Source organism: Halalkalibaculum roseum (genome assembly GCF_011059145.1).
In the GTDB taxonomy this organism is placed as follows: domain Bacteria; phylum Bacteroidota; class Rhodothermia; order Balneolales; family Balneolaceae; genus Halalkalibaculum; species Halalkalibaculum roseum.
The window spans coordinates 21,009-37,744 of sequence record NZ_JAALLT010000005.1 but is presented as its reverse complement, the minus strand read 5'-3'; the positions used below and the strand labels follow the sequence as shown (position 1 = coordinate 37,744).

General features: G+C 44.2%; 12 protein-coding genes. 4 read left to right on the top strand and 8 right to left on the bottom strand.

All coding sequences use genetic code 11. The features are described from left to right. Positions 1-44: 44 nt before the first annotated feature. Positions 45-1,862 (bottom strand): cation:proton antiporter, encoded by a 1,818-nt coding sequence (locus G3570_RS15450; protein WP_165143770.1) that lies wholly within the window; start codon positions 1,860-1,862, stop codon positions 45-47. Between the two features lie 597 nt (positions 1,863-2,459). Between G3570_RS15450 and G3570_RS15445 the strand changes: the two genes are divergently transcribed. The 3 genes from G3570_RS15445 to nhaA all read left to right on the top strand — a co-directional run bounded on the left by G3570_RS15445 (position 2,460) and on the right by nhaA (position 8,344). After that, positions 2,460-4,589: an amino acid permease gene (locus G3570_RS15445; RefSeq protein WP_249067200.1), complete on the top strand. Its 2,130-nt coding sequence runs from the start codon at positions 2,460-2,462 to the stop codon at positions 4,587-4,589. Positions 4,590-4,772: 183 nt separating this feature from the next. Beyond that, on the top strand, positions 4,773-6,899 hold the full coding sequence (locus tag G3570_RS15440) for an amino acid permease (protein ID WP_165143769.1): 2,127 nt from the start codon (positions 4,773-4,775) through the stop codon (positions 6,897-6,899). 80 nt (positions 6,900-6,979) lie between these two features. Next, the gene (nhaA, locus tag G3570_RS15435; RefSeq protein WP_165143768.1) at positions 6,980-8,344 is read left to right on the top strand and encodes a Na+/H+ antiporter NhaA; all 1,365 of its coding nucleotides are present in this window, start codon (positions 6,980-6,982) and stop codon (positions 8,342-8,344) included. A 133-nt stretch (positions 8,345-8,477) separates the two neighbouring features. Here nhaA and G3570_RS15430 read toward each other — a convergent pair whose 3' ends face one another. After that, positions 8,478-9,485 carry a hypothetical protein gene (locus G3570_RS15430; RefSeq protein WP_165143767.1) on the bottom strand — a complete coding sequence of 336 codons (1,008 nt, stop codon included), beginning with the start codon at positions 9,483-9,485 and terminating at the stop codon, positions 8,478-8,480. Positions 9,486-9,533: 48 nt separating this feature from the next. Continuing rightward, the gene (hisS, locus tag G3570_RS15425) at positions 9,534-10,799 is read right to left on the bottom strand and encodes a histidine--tRNA ligase (RefSeq protein ID WP_165143766.1); all 1,266 of its coding nucleotides are present in this window, start codon (positions 10,797-10,799) and stop codon (positions 9,534-9,536) included. A gap of 148 nt (positions 10,800-10,947) precedes the next feature. Between hisS and G3570_RS15420 the strand changes: the two genes are divergently transcribed. Then, positions 10,948-11,340, top strand: coding sequence for a GxxExxY protein (locus G3570_RS15420; protein WP_249067198.1), 393 nt, complete (start codon positions 10,948-10,950; stop codon positions 11,338-11,340). A 141-nt stretch (positions 11,341-11,481) separates the two neighbouring features. On the opposite strand, the gene G3570_RS15415 is transcribed toward G3570_RS15420, so the two are convergent. The 5 genes from G3570_RS15415 to G3570_RS15395 all read right to left on the bottom strand — a co-directional run bounded on the left by G3570_RS15415 (position 11,482) and on the right by G3570_RS15395 (position 16,734). Beyond that, entirely contained in the window at positions 11,482-12,468 is a 987-nt protein-coding gene (locus G3570_RS15415) for an NAD(P)H-quinone oxidoreductase (protein ID WP_165143765.1), read from the bottom strand. 40 nt (positions 12,469-12,508) lie between these two features. Further along, positions 12,509-14,002: a lipopolysaccharide biosynthesis protein gene (locus G3570_RS15410; protein WP_165143764.1), complete on the bottom strand. Its 1,494-nt coding sequence runs from the start codon at positions 14,000-14,002 to the stop codon at positions 12,509-12,511. A 106-nt stretch (positions 14,003-14,108) separates the two neighbouring features. Beyond that, positions 14,109-14,912 (bottom strand): sulfotransferase, encoded by an 804-nt coding sequence (locus tag G3570_RS15405; RefSeq protein ID WP_165143763.1) that lies wholly within the window; start codon positions 14,910-14,912, stop codon positions 14,109-14,111. A 44-nt stretch (positions 14,913-14,956) separates the two neighbouring features. Next, on the bottom strand, positions 14,957-15,814 hold the full coding sequence (locus tag G3570_RS15400) for an ATP-grasp fold amidoligase family protein (RefSeq protein ID WP_165143762.1): 858 nt from the start codon (positions 15,812-15,814) through the stop codon (positions 14,957-14,959). Further along, entirely contained in the window at positions 15,811-16,734 is a 924-nt protein-coding gene (locus tag G3570_RS15395) for a glycosyltransferase family 2 protein (RefSeq protein WP_165143761.1), read from the bottom strand. Before G3570_RS15395 ends, G3570_RS15400 begins: the two co-directional genes overlap by 4 nt. Between the last annotated feature and the right edge of the window lie 2 nt (positions 16,735-16,736).

Below are 16,736 nucleotides of genomic sequence, written 5' to 3'. Positions count from 1 at the left end.
CGATATCCGATATAAAACTTTTGCTCTTAAAAGTATGCTACAGGTTAAGAGTCAGCTACAGTTACACTTTCCAGTTCAATGTAGATGACTTTGACCCCACTGGTAATAGCCAGCTGATGATTCTGAGTAAAAGGTCGCAGCTCATTATTATTTGTAATCAGGAAGAGGGGAATGGGCCTGCTTCCATCTTCTTTTTCCCGGAAGTATTCATCAAAATCAATCTCGTCGGTTATTTCAAGCATAGACAAGTCTTCGGTAGACGTTATGTGCTTCGCCAATTGTGCGAAATTTAAATCATCATCAAAAAGTATACGTCCGCTTAAATGATTGGATACTTCATTGTCGGTTTCCTGCCTTTTGGTGTTTGAAGGTAGCTGGTAAACGTGAGAGCGACCGAATATTTCACCGAAACGGAGTGCTGCCAAAGAGTTTACTTCATCATTTGGAGTGAGGGCAAGAAGCTGACCGATACCGTCAAGATTTATCTCTTCCAATGCAAATTCAGATAAAATATTGCCGTGATAGGTTTCCAGATTTTCGGAACGGGCTTCCAGGGCATTGTTTAAGTTCGAATCTGCCATCAGTACATCGAAACCCTCTTCCTGAATTTTCTTGCCCACAATAATTGACCATTTCTTGGCACCAAGTATTAATACCCCGTTGGGCACAGGCTTTGCCACACCCAGTTTTCTGGCCACCCACGATGCCGGGAGCCCATAAATTGCAACTGTACTAATAATGACAATAAATACAATAGGAACCAGCTGATCGGCTTGCTCAAAGCCGTTTTGCGTGAGGCTTATGGCAAAAATTGAGGAGATGGAAGCAGCAACAACCCCGCGAGGCGCCATCCAGGAGAGAAAAAACTTTTCGCGCCAGCTGATATCTGAGAAGATGGTTGAGATATAAACGGTCACAGGTCGCGCTATGAGTATAACGACCCCGAGAAATGCAACCATATCCCAGTTCAGGTTGGCTATGAGTTTGTCAAGTTCGACTCTTGCGGCAAGGAGTATAAATAGTGCCGATAGTAAGAGGACTCTGAGATTTTCCTTGAACTCTATAATATGATGGATGTATGCTGATTTCTGGTTTGCCAGTGCTATACCCATCAGTGTCGTTGCCCAAAGACCCGATTCATGTTGAAGCATATTTGAAACGGTGAACACCACAACGACAATCGTCAGGCTGACGGGATTTTGAAGAAAATCCGGCAGTGCATGTCTCTTAAGCAGAAAATAAATGACAGCTGCACCGGCCAGGCCACAGAGTGTACCAAAAACGATCGTTTTGACAATACTGATTATGGCCACACTGGTAGCTGCTGAAACACTGGTAGCCAGGATGACCTCAAAGACCAGCACAGCCAGCATAGCACCTATAGGATCGATAACAATACCTTCCCATTTCAGTATGGATCCTACCTGACCTGAAGGGCGAACCTGTCTCAAGAGCGGGATAATCACGGTAGGCCCCGTTACAACCAATATGGCTCCAAGCAAGATGGAGAGCTCCCATCCAAAATTAAAAATGTAGAGCGCAGAAATGGAGATGATAACCCAGGTTAGGATGACACCTATACTGACTAGGTTCCCTATGATTCCTCCCGCATTTTTGAGTTCTGAAAAACGCAGGCTGAGTCCGCCTTCAAATAGTATGATGGCAACTGAAACCGATATAAAAGGCGTCAGCAGATCACCCATAAGGGTATCGGGATTTAGAAATCCGAATATAGGTCCTGCCAGGATACCCGATATCAGCAGAAGTAGAATGGCAGGCAGATTAAATCTCCAGGCGGCCCACTGGGCACCGATTCCGAATACCAAAATACTTGCTATCGCAATGAACAAATGTTCGGTCATAAAAAAGCTATCGAAAGGATCTTAGTTCATCCTCTTGTTGGAATAAAATTACGGGGCAAGATGGGGAACATTGATTACATTAGCAAAGAGCACTTTGAAGCCCGGGAAACTGCTGAAATTAACTCAAGATTGGCACCGGTTTTGGGTCTTGACTGTAGCGTTTAGGGTTTACTTTGAAATTAAACGAAACGCTATATCTTTAAGTATAGTTACATTGACTAATTCAATGAATCCCGAAATACACATATAGAGTTTATGGAAAGCGGGTTAAAGAGAAAAATTATTTACGAACTACTATGGCTTGCAGTACTATTGATATGCTCTGCGGCAGCAGAATATGCCATTATTGTGATTTTCGATTTACACCCGGTACTGAGCGTAAAAATTCAGGGGATTATCGGTCTGCTAATTTTTGGTTACGGCATTCGCATGGTGACCAGGTTACTGAGTTCATTTAAAATATCGAATGCTGAATAACCGATAGGGATAAAATCAGGGATAGTAAGGACAAGACCAGCAATTTACTATAGCAAATCTTACTGCTGATCAACCCGACTCAATAAAAACAGAAGAGCCAAATAAAGAGATTCATTCGTTTTGCCAGTACTTGAAGATTCTGACAAACTAAAAAAACAGCTCGGTGCATTTGATGTATTTGCAATCGCAACGGGGGCTATGTTCAGCTCTGGATTGTTTTTGTTGCCGGGAATTGCAGCGGGAGAGACCGGGCCATCGGTATTCCTGGCCTATCTGGTATCCGGGATTTTGGTAATTCCAACAATGCTCAGTAAAGCAGAGCTGGCAACGGCATTTCCCAGGGCAGGCGGAAGTTATTATATTATCGACCGCAGTTTGGGACCTCTTATGGGAAGCATTGGAGGTTTTGGATCATGGTTCTCGCTGGTTTTCAAAAGTGCCTTTGCTCTGATCGGTATGGGAGCCTATATCTCGATTTTTTTTGAAGTACCTATCACGCCGGTAGCCATCACGCTTACCATAGCTTTTGGGGCATTAAATATCTTTGGAGCCAAGGAGACCAGCAGGCTGCAAAATATTTTGGTCATCACTCTGATCACCATCATGGCTTTTTATTTAGTTCAGGGTTTTTCCTATGTCTTTTCTATAGGATTTCTTGATGTTCACCGGGAACAGTTTACCCCATTTTTCACAAATGGCATTCAAGGCTTTTTTGGAACAGTGGGGATGGTTTTTGTTTCCTATGCCGGACTGACCAAAGTAGTCAGTGTAGCTGAAGAGGTGGAAAATCCGGATAGGGATATACCACGAGGAATGTTTTTGTCGATTATTACCGCTATCGCAGTCTACGTTGGCGGGGTCTATCTGATGACTGCCGTTCTTGAACCTAGTGCTTTTAGGGAAGATTTGACCCCGGTGGCTACAGCCGGTGAGATTTTCCTGACTTGGCTTCCCGGTGATGTGGGTTTATTACTCGTAGTAATTGCTGCTATCGCAGCTTTTGCCTCAACAGGTAATGCCGGAATCATGTCAGCCTCCCGTTTCCCTCTGGCTATGGCCCGTGATAAGCTGGTACATTCCAAACTTGCGGAGATCGGCAAATTCAATACTCCTACAGTATCCATACTTGCCACTGCCGGTATGATGATTGTACTGCTGTTGGTATTTAATGTGGAGGAGGTTGCCAAACTGGCCAGTGCCTTTAAGCTGTTATTGTTCGGGCTCCTGAATTTAGCTGTCGTTGTGATGCGCGAGAGCCAGATCCAGGAATATGATCCCGGTTACGTCTCTCCATTTTATCCATGGATTCAGATAGTAGGAATGTTAACCTCAGGCGTGCTAATCTTTGAGATGGGTATGGTGTCTATTGTATTTACCGCCGCCATTACCATACTGTCGGTGGCCTGGTACTACTACTATGCGTATGGAAAGATCGACCGGCATGGAGCCATATATCATGTGCATGAACGATTGGGGCAATTTAAGGACCGTGGGCTGGAACATGAGATGCGGCATATCATGCAGGAGAAGGGACTTCGTGAGGAAGATCCTTATGAGCTGGTGGTGAGTAAAGCAGGTGTACTTGACGTTAAGGACTCACATACTAGCTATGAAGAGATCATTAAAAAAGCCAGTCAGGATCTCTGTATGAAGCTTCAGGTTGACCAAGAGCGACTCATGAAAGAGTTCAGCTCTATGAGTGATTTCGGAGCCATACCCATCGGTGAAGGAGCAGCCCTCAACCATACCAGGCTCGATGTAAAAGCCGAGCCGGAACTCTTTATTGTTAGAATTAAAAATGGCATCACCCTGGCAGATAAATACAAGAACAAAACGGCTTTACAGGAAGATGAAAATGGAAAGCTTTATGCGATCTTCTTTCTGGTAAGCTCCGAAGGCAATGCCACACAACATCTCCGCTTTTTGGCTCATATGGCTGAAATAATCGATCAGGATAATTTTCTGGATCGATGGCTGAGCGCCCAAAATGAAGGGGAACTCAGGGAAATTTTATTGCGGGATGAACGGTTCATCAATATTACTGTGCGTCCGGATAACGGTACCAAAGTTATGATAGGAAAAAAGATTCATGACATTAAACTGCCCGGGGAGAGCCTTATTGCCATAATAAAGCGTGAGGGTGTCATACGAATTCCTCACGGCAATACCATCATCCAGGAAGGAGATGAGCTCTCCATTATTGGTGAAGTCGATGACATCAAAAAAGTAAAAGAGCTGAAACAGAATTGACTTCTTTTTACTTATGTATGGTAAACTTTGATTTTCAATTAATAAAAAAACATATATTTTGTCCGGCCAAAATCAATTAAGGTAGCTCAGTGTAAACTCCTTAATTATAAAGCTATAATAGCTTGAGTACCGGAAAAATGTTATCAACGCTTAATCGTTTAAACAGATACGGTCTTTATTACTATGAAGCATGAAAAACTGGAAAAACAGCTGGGCCTCTGGGATGTTTTCGCCATAAGTACCGGGGCAATGTTCAGTTCGGGCTTTTTCCTCCTGCCCGGTATAGCAGCGGCAGAAACCGGACCTTCCGTATTCCTGGCCTATTTGTTTGCTGGTGTGCTTGTGTTGCCAACTATGTTGAGCGTATCCGAGCTTTGTACGGCGATGCCCAGAGCGGGGGGCACTTACTATTTTATCGATCGCAGCTTAGGTCCGCTGATGGGTACCATCGGTGGGTTCGGATCCTGGCTGGCCCTTGTTCTTAAGAGTGCGTTTGCCCTAATTGGTATGGGCGCTTACATAGGTATCTTCATGGATGTCCCCATTACGCTGGTTGCAGTAGTGCTCACTATTTTCTTCGGTTTGGTGAACATCATTGGGGCGAAGGAATCCAGTTTCTTGCAAAAGATACTCGTCGCAGCACTGCTTGGGATCATGTTTTTCTACATCGTTCAGGGCTTGTTTCATATATTCTCGCTGGACTTTTTTGAGATCACCCGGCAGCAGTTCTCTCCCTTTTTTATCAATGGGGTTAATGGGGTGCTTGCTACCGTGGGTATGGTTTTCGTCTCTTATGCGGGCCTGACCAAAGTAGCGAGTGTGGCTGAAGAGGTTGAAAACCCTGACCGGAATATCCCGCTCGGGATGATCATGTCGTTAATTGTAGCGGTCTTTGTATATGTAGTGGGCGTGTATCTAATGGTGGGGTTGCTCGAACCGGAAGCTTTTCGTTCTGACCTGACACCTGTAGCCACGGCCGGAGAAGTGTTCCTGGACTGGCTTCCAGAGCCTACCGGTCTTATCCTGGTTGTTATAGCTGCTATTGCTGCTTTTGCATCGACAGGTAACGCCGGTATTATGTCGGCCTCGCGTTACCCTATGGCTATGGCAAGAGATCGCTTGCTGGCTTTACGTTTCTCCGAGATCAGCAAACGATATGGAACACCCAAGATTGCAATCATCGCTACGGTCTTGCTGATGATTTTCTTCCTGCTGGCTTTTGAGGTGGAGGCGGTAGCCAAACTGGCAAGTGCTTTTCAGCTTCTTCTCTTTGGATTACTGAATCTTGCGGTGATTGTAATGCGAGAGAGTCAGATCGAAGAGTATGATCCTGGATTTCGTTCACCACTGTATCCCTGGTTGCAGATAATGGGGATGATAATATCCGTGTTCTTAATTTTAGAGATGGGGCTGCTCTCTATCATGTTCACTGCGCTCATTGCGGTGTTCAGCGTGGGATGGTACTTCTACTATGCGCACAACAAAATCGAACGAGAGGGTGCTATATTTCACGTGCATGCCCGGCTCGGACAAAGGAGATACCATGGTCTTGAACATGAGATGAGAACTATCCTACGGGAAAAGGGGTTGCGTGATGAAGACCCTTACGAGGAAGTGGTAGCCCGGTCAATGGTGATTGATAACCTTGATTCATCAGTATCTTATAAAGAGGTTATTAATAAGGCGGTGAGCCTGCTGGCCGGACGAACAGAACTTCCTGAAAACAAACTCTCGAAGATATTTTATGGTGTAAACCAGGAAGGCGCGATTCCTATAGGCCGGGGGGTGGCCCTGAATCATGCTCGCGTAGAGCAGGATATCCGCGCCGAGATGGTTTTAATTAGAGTGAAGGGTGGACTGGATATTGATGCCGAGCAATTTGAAAGCCTCAGCCGTGAAAAACAGGACGATAAACAGAAAGTTCGAGCTTTCATCTTTCTGGTCAGTTCTGAAAAGCATTCGGGTTCTCACTTGCGCATACTGGCTCACATTGCCGAAATGGTTGATACACGGCATTTCATGGATCGCTGGTTGACGGCAGAAGGTGAGGCTGATATCCGCGAAATAATGCTTCGCGATGAGCACTTTATCAATCTGGTAATAACACAGGATGATGAAACATCATCTATGATCGGCAAGGAAATTAAGGATGTTAAGCTACCGGGCGACAGCCTTGTAGCCATCCTTGAAAGAGACGGAGAGCTCGTGATTCCTCACGGAGACACGATCATCCGTGAAGGTGATAAAATCTCAATAATCGGTGAAAAAGAAGCGATAGAACAGGCTAAACAGCTCAAGAAGGGTTCCTAGTTTGGAAGCCTCCGCACTAATAGTGATTTTCTTCAACCCGATTTCACATTTTAAATTTTCAACTTAAAAGTAACAGACACGTGGCAAATAAAAGCTTAAAAGAAAGAGTTTACGGTTTTTTTAAAAAAGATTCGGCAGCGGGAATGATGTTACTTTTCGCTACTATAGCGGCCCTTATCATTGCCAATAGTCCTCTGGGCGATGCCTATCATCACATGCTTGAGTCACATATCGTGCTCGGTATTTCCGATCTGGTCATCGACAAGTCGGTGCACCACTGGATTAATGATGGGCTTATGGCTGTATTTTTCCTGCTGATCGGGCTTGAAATTAAACGAGAGTTAAAATACGGTGAGCTTTCATCAGTACAATCGGCCATCCTACCGGCTGTGGCTGCTCTTGGCGGTGCTATCCTTCCGGCTCTTATTTTTTACGGATTCAACGGTGGAACCGATTTGATGAACGGCTGGGCTATACCGGTGGCTACGGACATCGCTTTTGTAGTCGGTGTGCTAGCTCTCCTGGGATCCAGAGTGCCTATCTGGGCTAAGGTGTTTGTGACAGCCGTAGCAGTAGTGGATGATCTCATCGCCGTGCTTGTTATTGCCTTTTTCTATACCGAACAGATCAGTATGGGAGCTTTAGGCATTGGTGCTATCTGCCTGCTTGTGTTACTCTACTTCAATTATCGTGGTGTCAACAAGTTGTCTCCCTATATGATTATTGGTTTCATTATGTGGTGGGCAGTACTGAAATCGGGAGTCCATGCAACAATTGCCGGTGTTATCGTTGGATTTGCTATTCCGGCAAGCAGGGGCTGGTCATTAGAGCGGCTCACTGAGTATGCCCAGGAAGGATTTGAGCTGTTTCAGCAGGCTGCAGATGAGAAGCTCCCGGTCACCAAGGAGCAAGCCCTGCATCATATGGATGAGACCCTTGAACACGCAGAATCACCCCTTCACAGGTTGGAGCATAAGCTTCATACCTCCGTATATTTTGTAATTATGCCGGTTTTTGCTTTTGCGAACGCCGGGGTTGTATTTGATCCGGAAGTCATGGGTCAGGCTATTGTCTCTCCGTTGACCTGGGGTATTACACTTGGACTGTTTTTCGGAAAGCAGATCGGTATCTTCGGTTCAACCTGGCTGCTTACGAAACTTGGCTTTTCCGGACTGGCCAATAACAAGGAGACATGGAAGGTGGTGTACGGTGTAGCACTTTTGGCCGGTATCGGTTTCACGATGTCGTTGTTCATAGCCAACCTTTCCTTCGATCCGGTGGAGCAATTTAACCTGCTTGAGTTCTCTAAAGTTGGTATTCTTTTGGGATCCTTAGTTAGTGGTCTATTGGGTTATTATTTCCTAAGCCGTGCTCCGGAATTCGGTGCGGAAACTCAGCAGCCCTTTGATGTGCCGGAAGGCAAAGCCGGTGGAGAAGCTGTGTAGTATAGGTCTGAGCAATAAAATCTGCGTACAAACAGACAGGAACGGGGCATTAATCCCGTTCCTGTTTTAGTTTAAGCCTTTTTAACTCCTAAAACCTTTGGAATAGATTTCAAAAAGAACCTTCTGATCATTATCACTGATTATCCATTCTGATCGTTGGCTTCAAGAAGGTACCTGAAATGCCCATCGAAATCGTACTGTCGGCCATCGGTATTTTGATGCCAAATAGTTTTTCGGCGTTGGAAAGCACATTTTGAAGCGGGGGAGCGAGATCGCTAAATCGGAGGGAGGCACTATCGAATGAGGTTGCTGAGAGGGTGTCACTATTGATATTCAGTTTGCCCGTTAGTATACCTGTGAAAAGCTCAGACTGAAGACTCATCTCATTAATTGATAGAATTGGCGTTTTCGATTTATAGTCAAAATCAAGCTTAGCCTTCTGAAAGGGAATAGAATCCGGCTCGTAACCAAAGCCCTGAATGAAAAAACGGTACTGATTTTTAAAAGAGTCCGTCGGATTCCAGCTAAGCTTTTTAAGCGATGCTGTAGCTGAGAAAGATTCATTACCGGATTTATTTTTTAAAACACTACTTATATTCAGGGTATCGGTATTTATTATACCGATAAAACCCGGTAGGGATATGGTGAAATTTGAACCCTCAGCAATTAGGGTGTGCTCACTTGATGCGGTGGAATCGTGAAATCCGATGCGCAACAACTTCCACAGTTCTCCCTGGTAGCCGGCATTTAATGAATTTAGCTTGAATTCTGTAAGATTTGCCCGGTTAGTAATCGAGAGCCGGTTAAAATTGATATTAGCCGATTCGATTCTTTTTAATCCATACTCAGCCCCGAACAGGCTGATCTTCAAAAAATCAAAATAGCTGAAGTCAAATAGTACCGACTGCGCCCGCCTGATATCCTGATTTCTAATGATATTTAGGTCTGTAAAGTGAACATCACCGCTAAAAGGACCTACCTCAACCGATGAATAACTGACTGATAATGGTGGATTGAGTTCGGAGGTAATTTCCTGAATGGAAGTATCAATATTTTGCTCGGCTTTGTCAGCAGCGTAAAAATGGTAGGCGAAAAGTGCTGCAAGGACTATAAGAATCGTTATCGCGTAATACTTTTTCATCAAATGGAATGAATATTCAGGGCAGCAGATAGTTTTATTAACAGCTGCCTATACTTTCTTCTTTAACCTCTCGACAATATTTTCAAAATCCAGTGCTTCTTCCTCACTGGCTTTCATATCCCTTAGGGTGAATTTTCCCTCTTTTAGTTCATTATCACCGACGATTATGGTGTATTTGGCATTTTCGCGGTCAGCGTCTTTCATCTGTGCTTTTACCGAGCGGCCCATGTAATCCATGGCTGCAGATATGCCGTTGGCACGAAGTTTAGGCAGGTGGTTAAGGGCCCAGGTTCTGGCATTTTCACCAATCGTAACGATATAGATATCTACGGACTTTTCCTCACCTAAAGAGATATCCAGCTCTTCGCAGGCTATCAGCAGCCGTTCTATACCCGCAGCAAAGCCGACCGCAGGGGTGTGTTGTCCTCCAATTTCTTCAACCAGTAGATCGTATCGACCTCCGCCGCCCAGTGCATCCTGGGCTCCGAGATCGGGACTTATCAGCTCAAAAGCTGTACGTGTATAGTAATCCAAACCTCTTACCAGGTGCGGGTCTTCGGTGTAGGATATTTCAAGCTCATCGAGATGCGTTTTGACCCTGGCATAATGTTCTTCCGTCTCTTCACTCAGGTATTCGGTGATGACAGGAGCTTTTGCTATAAATTCCTGGTCCTCTTCCTCCTTCGAATCGAGTATGCGCATCGGATTTTTTTCAAAACGCTCTCGTGAAATTTCACTCATTTCGTCAAGGTGTGGACGGAAATAATTCTTAAGCGCTTCTTTATAAGCGGCACGGCTTTCGGGATCACCGACGGAGTTAATCTTTAGGGTAGTATTGGTGATGCCGACTCGGTTGTATATAGAGAGCATCAGTGAAATAATTTCGACATCGGCAATTGGATCATCCGGACCGATGATTTCTGCACCAAACTGGTGAAACTGTCGCTGCCGGCCTTTTTGAGGTCGCTCCGCACGGAACATCGGACCGATATAGTATAAGTTTTGTGAACCTCCTCGCTGCTCCAGGTGATGTTCTACAAACGCACGAACCACAGGGGCGGTACACTCCGGACGCAGGACATAGTGGTCGTCGCCCCGTTCAAATGCAAACATCTCTTTGGTGACTATGTCGGTCAGCTGTCCCACACCCCGGGCGATCAGTTCGGTCTGCTCCATGATGGGAGTGCGAATCTCTTCGAAGTTGAACTTCCGGGCCTCTTCATGGATGATGCGTTCAATTGCTTGCCATTTACCTACCTCGTCGGGCAAGATATCTACCATTCCGAGATGTGTGCTGAACTTTGGCTGCGCCATGTATCTTATCTGTGTGGTTCAAAAAAATAATTCAGCTCAAAGATAAGAGACTCCAAACAGAAATCCTTAGCCAATTTCTGTAAGGTTCATTGTATGAAATGGTCATGCTTATAGCCGCGGATTTTCACGGTAATAAAACTTTGAAATTATGTTGAAGCATAGAGAATTGAGTAGCAAAATTATCAAAGCATTTTATGAAGTTTATAATGAACTGGGTCCCGGATTTATTGAGTCGGTTTATGAAAGTGCTTTATCTCTGGTACTGATTGATTACGGGTTCTCCGTAAAGAGACAATATCCTATAGAAGTCTATTTCCGCGAGAAAATTATTGGGGAATTCAGAGCTGATATTCTAGTTGAAGAGAAAGTAATCCTGGAACTCAAATCTGTGTCTAAAATACGTTCGGAACATAAAGCGCAATTAATAAACTATTTGAAGGCGACAGATATAGATTTGGGACTTTTATTGAACTTTGGTGACAAGACAGAATTTCAACGCTATATTTTTGATAAAAGAAGAAAACCACATAAATATCCGTGAATATTCGCGGCCAAGCTTTATACGAATCAGTTTATTAACTAACTGAAAGCAATAAATAATGAAATTGGCCTTTAGTTTTCTGTAATCGACCTGATTTTTAGCACTCAATATTTTATAAGAGAATGAAAATTCGCGGCTAAATCACATACCCGTGAGCACAATTTTACCGGTGTTTTCGTTGTCTTCCATTCTTTGATGGGCCTCCTCGGTATCCTCCCAGTCAAATACCGAATCTATTACAGGGCCCAAACTTCCTTCCTCCAGCAGGCGCATGCAATCACTGCTAAAAGCCTGGGTGAGTTCAATTTTGTATTCCAAGGATCTGGAACGAAGAGTGGAACCCATCACCTTTAGCCTTTTCTTAAGCAGAGGCGAAAGACTCATCCTTTCCAACCGGTGGCCGCCCAAGAAGGAGAGATAAACCAAGCGTCCGTCCATCGACAATACCTCAATGTTTTTTTCCCAGTAGGGAGCCCCGATAAAGTCCACAACCAGGTTTACCGCATTTTCACCGAGCTCATTGGTAATTTCTTCAGCGAAATCCTGTTCTTTGTAGTTGTATGCGTATTGGGCACCTAGCTGGCGGCAAGTTTCCAGTTTTCGCTGCTTACCTGCCGTAGTGATAATCGTAGCACTAAACAGCTGCTTGGCCAATTGTATGGCCGAAGTCCCGACACCGCTGCCCCCCGCATGGATCAACACCGTTTCCAACTGTTGTAGATTCCCCAGCCAGCTTAGCGCCTGGTATGCTGTCAGGAAAGTCTCCGGTACTGCCGCAGCTTCCTCAAAGGATAGATTCTCGGGAAGCGGCATGGCCATATCTTCATGCATGGTACAATACTGGCAATAGCCGCCGCCCGGCAACAATCCAAAGACATGATCCCCTTTCGACCAGCGCTTGACCTTAGTTCCTACCTTATCAACAATGCCTGCCATCTCGAGTCCAAGTATTTCACTGGCACCCTCGGGAGGAGGATATTTCCCCGCCCTCTGGTGCAGGTCGGCGCGATTTATGGCTGTTGCCTCAATTTTTACCCTAATTTCATGCTCTTTTGGCTCCGGTGTAGGATAATCCTTGATTTCAAGAGATGAGCTTTCTCCTTTGTTTATTACACGTATGGCCTTCATAGTTGACTCAGTTTGATTCATAATGTGTACTTTGTGAACGCTATTTTTTGTGCAGTAAATCCCCTGTTCTTTTCAACGTCTCATTGACTAATGACTTTAGATCATCGGAAAGGTTAAAAAGTAGAATTGAACCTAAAAATACAATGGCAATTAGCAGAGACCGCAAAATGACGTCAAAATAAAAGTTGAATAGGTAGGGTATTTCAAATGATAGCAACAGGCAAACTGCGGCAATAAGCAGTACAACCGGTGCGGTCCATTGAAAGGGTTGCATGGAGAACTTGATCCAGACAAATACCATCTTTATAGCATTGTAAACAAATATGGAGAATGCCGTAGCTATGGCTGCTCCCATAATACCATAGGTTGGTATTAGCAGGTAGTTTGTAGTAATGGTGAGTATTACCAGCAGGATATTGGTATAAAGGTCAAAACGATAATATTTTGAGTTCATGATGATACCGCCATTGATACCGGTTGCCATATCAAATAGTTTGGCTGCACCTATAGTGATGATGACCCATTTTGCTCCTTGATAAGCTTCAGGTAGTAGTCCAAGGAGATTATGCATATTGGCCCAGATACCAATAAAGAGCAAACTCCCGGCGATAATCTGATTCAAGGAAGTGCGCCGGTATAAATTTAAAATCTGCTCATGTTTTTTCTCTTTGATGAGATCTGCAAGAACCGGAATGGCAATTTTCAGGATAGAGCGCTGTGGTACGGTAATAACCGAACCTACATAGAAAGCGATGGCATATACCGCCGTATTTGCCAGATCACTCAGCGACCCCAGCATGATAATGTCAATATTGCCCACCAGGTGAACAGTAATTCCGCCAAGAAGGGAATAGAGCCCATAAACGCTCATACTCTTCGCCAATCGCCGGATGTTATCGTTGATAGGGTTGGAAAAGGTTAATTCATCCCTTCGATATAAGTATACTGCCAGGTAAAGCGGTTGCAGACAGTAACTGCTGACAAAACCGACCATGAATAATTCAAAAGAGATAAAATCAAAGAAGTGAACAATCAGCAAAATGATGATGAGTACTCGCATCACAACCTCATTGAGAAATGAACCAGTAATGGAATCCTGCAGGGCTCGTACGTAGTTGTTCAGTGTCTCAAAAAATAGAATGGCGAAAACCAGTGGGACCAGGTATAGATAGTACTCCGTAAAAAGAGGCGACTTCTCTTGGTAATAGTCTATCAGGATATTTTCGAGTGAGAAAAAAAGCAGTGAAAATATCAAAAATCCTACCATAGCCACGAGCACAGTCAGGGTAAATAACCTGCTTCGGGAATCCCTGGTGTGCTTGAAATAGGGGAAGTATCGAATAACAACGTTTTTAATCCCCAGGTGTGCAAACTGGGCGAAAACAAATGCCGGGGAGAGGAGAAATCGCGTGAGGCCGTACTGGTCGGCCGTCAAAATATTAGGGAAAAGCAGTATGGTAGATACAAAACCGAGGGCCACTCCAAGGTAGGAAATGACGGTATTCTGAACACTCTGTTTTAATATTACTCCCAAGCGGCACGATAACTTCTGTTGAAATTTCGGTTCAATATATCATAAATATAGTGTCTCTGTCAGATCTAATATTCAAATGAAACCATAATCCGGTAATGGGAATCTATCAGCCGGACTTCAGAATAGGAATACGGAATCCCAGGAAACATTCCAGTGCTCTTCGTAAGGCTTCCACATATCTTCCGGCTCTTCTAGATAATTTTCCTTTGAGGGTCATATGTTCGGAAAAATGGCTGGGTTCCAGGTTGGGTTCTATTCCCTTGAGTGTTGTTTTCCAGGATTCATCCTCTTCATAGCCGTACCTTATTAAATCTTCACTTATGGAAGCGTGAAGTTTGAGTTGACCGGCTATTCGGCTTTTATGTTGCTTCCATTTGCCAACACTGGCCGGACTTATTGGTCGCACTCCACGCAATGCCTCTTCCGATGAACCCGAGACCGTAGCCACTTCATGAAAGCGGCTGAAGGGAGCCTGCTTTTTTAAAAAAGGTATCTCGCTTAAAATTTTGTTCTGAATTTGGTCGGGATCACGCACGAAGTCTTCATATCGAATCAATATGAACCGCGATTGTTTTATTAGTTTGGGTAGTTCACGAGTGTAATACTTCCAGAATTTCAGTCCGGCCCAATAGTGATCGGGATCTTTTTTGTGCTTGCTGACGATTATATCTCTCGGATCACGCATCATACAGATTACGTATAAGTGCGGATCTAAAATAAGGCTAGGTCCGACAATGAGTATGTCTCTGGGACATTTTGATAAATAGATATGCGCCGCATCGGGAGCCCTGCGGAAAAGGGAGTCTTCATGATCGGTGCTGTAATCGATATTAAAACAGGCATCCATCGCTTCTGCCATGAGGGTGGTACCTGTCCTCGGACTTACCCCAACTATATGAATCCGTTTCATGGTTTATTGATTTTCTGTGCCATCGCTGACTTTGCAAATGCATTTTACAGTGTCAGAAGCTCACCCATCTTAATATTCATGGATTCCGGCTCAAAAGGTTTGAAACCGTTACCCGGATAATTGGTAAGTTCACCAAAGTAGATTTGCTGTTTCATAAGGTACAAATCTACACGTATGAAATTGAAATTTTGAGATAATGTTTCAGCAATTTCTATTGCGCGATCCAAATTTTCCTGTTTTGAGACAGGCTTTTCATAGCGTGGATAGAGAAGGCGGGCATCTAAAAGATTAAAATCACGATCGTACAAATTTCTTTTTTGATCTCCGAAGCGATTAAAATCAATTTGTATGACTTTAACATGACCATCAAAACAGAAAAACTTGAAGTCTTCCGGGATTTCTTCCTCTTCATCCAATAAAAGCTCCTCTGCAATGATCTTGCGTGGAAGTTCCTTGTACACCCATTCACGTCCTACGCGATAGTAATCTGTATTTTTCCACTCTTCGGTTTTCTCACGAATATGATTGAAATCGTAGATGGATTTATCTCTTACAATTTCCAGCATCCCACAGCCATGGTTGGCCTTGAGTACAAATTTATCGGGCAGTCCTATCCAGTCATTTCTGGCAATTGTTTCGTAAGTACCCAGCAATGGTATCAGGTGATCTTTCCCAATTCGGTTTGCTACATAGTTACGAACCTGAATACGATCGGCTACAAGTTTACGTAGATCGGTTCGCTGGTACAGTTTTATATACTGTATTTTTTCGGTGAAACTTTCAGGATTTTTCAGGTCGAGAGAGGTATCGAGTTCTAGCCAATACCGGAATTTAGCATAGTTTTTATCTGACAAAAAATGCCTCAGGATTCCCCAGAACAATTTTGAGAGAATAAATTTCATGTTTCCTCTCTATAACCTTTCCATATCCAGTATCTGAATTGGAACAGCAGTTTGGTCTTGGCTCCCTGCAAACTAATTAGATATCCAAGTCCTATAGGAACAGTGGCCAGGAACTTGCCGAGTTCGAGGAGCCAGTTTTTAAGAAACTCTGAGAATGAGGCTTCATTCAATTGCATCTTCATACTGCTACCCAATCCAAGTGCCTGCTTCCTGACAAAATCAATCGTCAGACGTTCTCGGCCAACCCTGTGGTATAGAAATGCCCCCGGGAGGTAGTGGATAGGAATCGAATTTTTGCGAATCCGTTGAAAAAGCTCTTTCTCTTCTGCGGCATTAAGTTGTTTGCCCTTTCTTCCCAAATCGGTGTCGAACAATCCGATACGCTCGAAAATGGTTTTGTCAAAGCCCATATTTCCTCCGAATGGGTATTTGTTGGATGGATACTTTTTCTGCCCACTCCCCAAGTCGTGGTGACCCAGCAGGGGCAAGAGAAAGTGGGACATCCATTTCGGGCGCGGAGCATCAAACTGAACATGTATCTTGCCGCCGGCCGCTGTCGCCTCGGGATGCTGCCTGAAGAAAGAGCACCAGGAGGGAATCAGCGATTTGGTGGCACGGATATCATCGTCAAAGAATACCACATGTTTGGCCTTTGCTTCACCAATCCCCCGGTTTCTTGCATAAGACAGGCCCTGTTTTTCTTCTTTATAGTAGTTTAGTTCTATTCCTTTTTCGGAAGCCAGGGAATCAAATTTCTTCGCAGTTTGAGGCGTATTATCAGTTGAATTGTTATCGATCACCACAATTTCATACGTAAAATCCGGATTGCCGAACTCAAGCAGGCTGCTCAATGTGTCATCCAGGTAGTCTGCCCGGTTGTAGGTACAGATAATAAATGATACTTCCGGATTCTGATTCATTT

What these genes read in the sequence shown, in the direction of transcription:
- G3570_RS15450 (WP_165143770.1), bottom strand. Translation starts at nt 1,862, where the DNA reads ATGACCGAACATTTGTTCATTGCGATAGCAAGTATTTTGGTATTCGGA.
- G3570_RS15440 (WP_165143769.1), top strand. Translation starts at nt 4,773, where the DNA reads ATGAAGCATGAAAAACTGGAAAAACAGCTGGGCCTCTGGGATGTTTTC.
- G3570_RS15430 (WP_165143767.1), bottom strand. Translation starts at nt 9,485, where the DNA reads ATGAAAAAGTATTACGCGATAACGATTCTTATAGTCCTTGCAGCACTT.
- hisS (WP_165143766.1), bottom strand. Translation starts at nt 10,799, where the DNA reads ATGGCGCAGCCAAAGTTCAGCACACATCTCGGAATGGTAGATATCTTG.
- G3570_RS15420 (WP_249067198.1), top strand. Translation starts at nt 10,948, where the DNA reads ATGTTGAAGCATAGAGAATTGAGTAGCAAAATTATCAAAGCATTTTAT.
- G3570_RS15415 (WP_165143765.1), bottom strand. Translation starts at nt 12,468, where the DNA reads ATGAAGGCCATACGTGTAATAAACAAAGGAGAAAGCTCATCTCTTGAA.
- G3570_RS15405 (WP_165143763.1), bottom strand. Translation starts at nt 14,912, where the DNA reads ATGAAACGGATTCATATAGTTGGGGTAAGTCCGAGGACAGGTACCACC.
- G3570_RS15400 (WP_165143762.1), bottom strand. Translation starts at nt 15,814, where the DNA reads ATGAAATTTATTCTCTCAAAATTGTTCTGGGGAATCCTGAGGCATTTT.
- G3570_RS15395 (WP_165143761.1), bottom strand. Translation starts at nt 16,734, where the DNA reads ATGAATCAGAATCCGGAAGTATCATTTATTATCTGTACCTACAACCGG.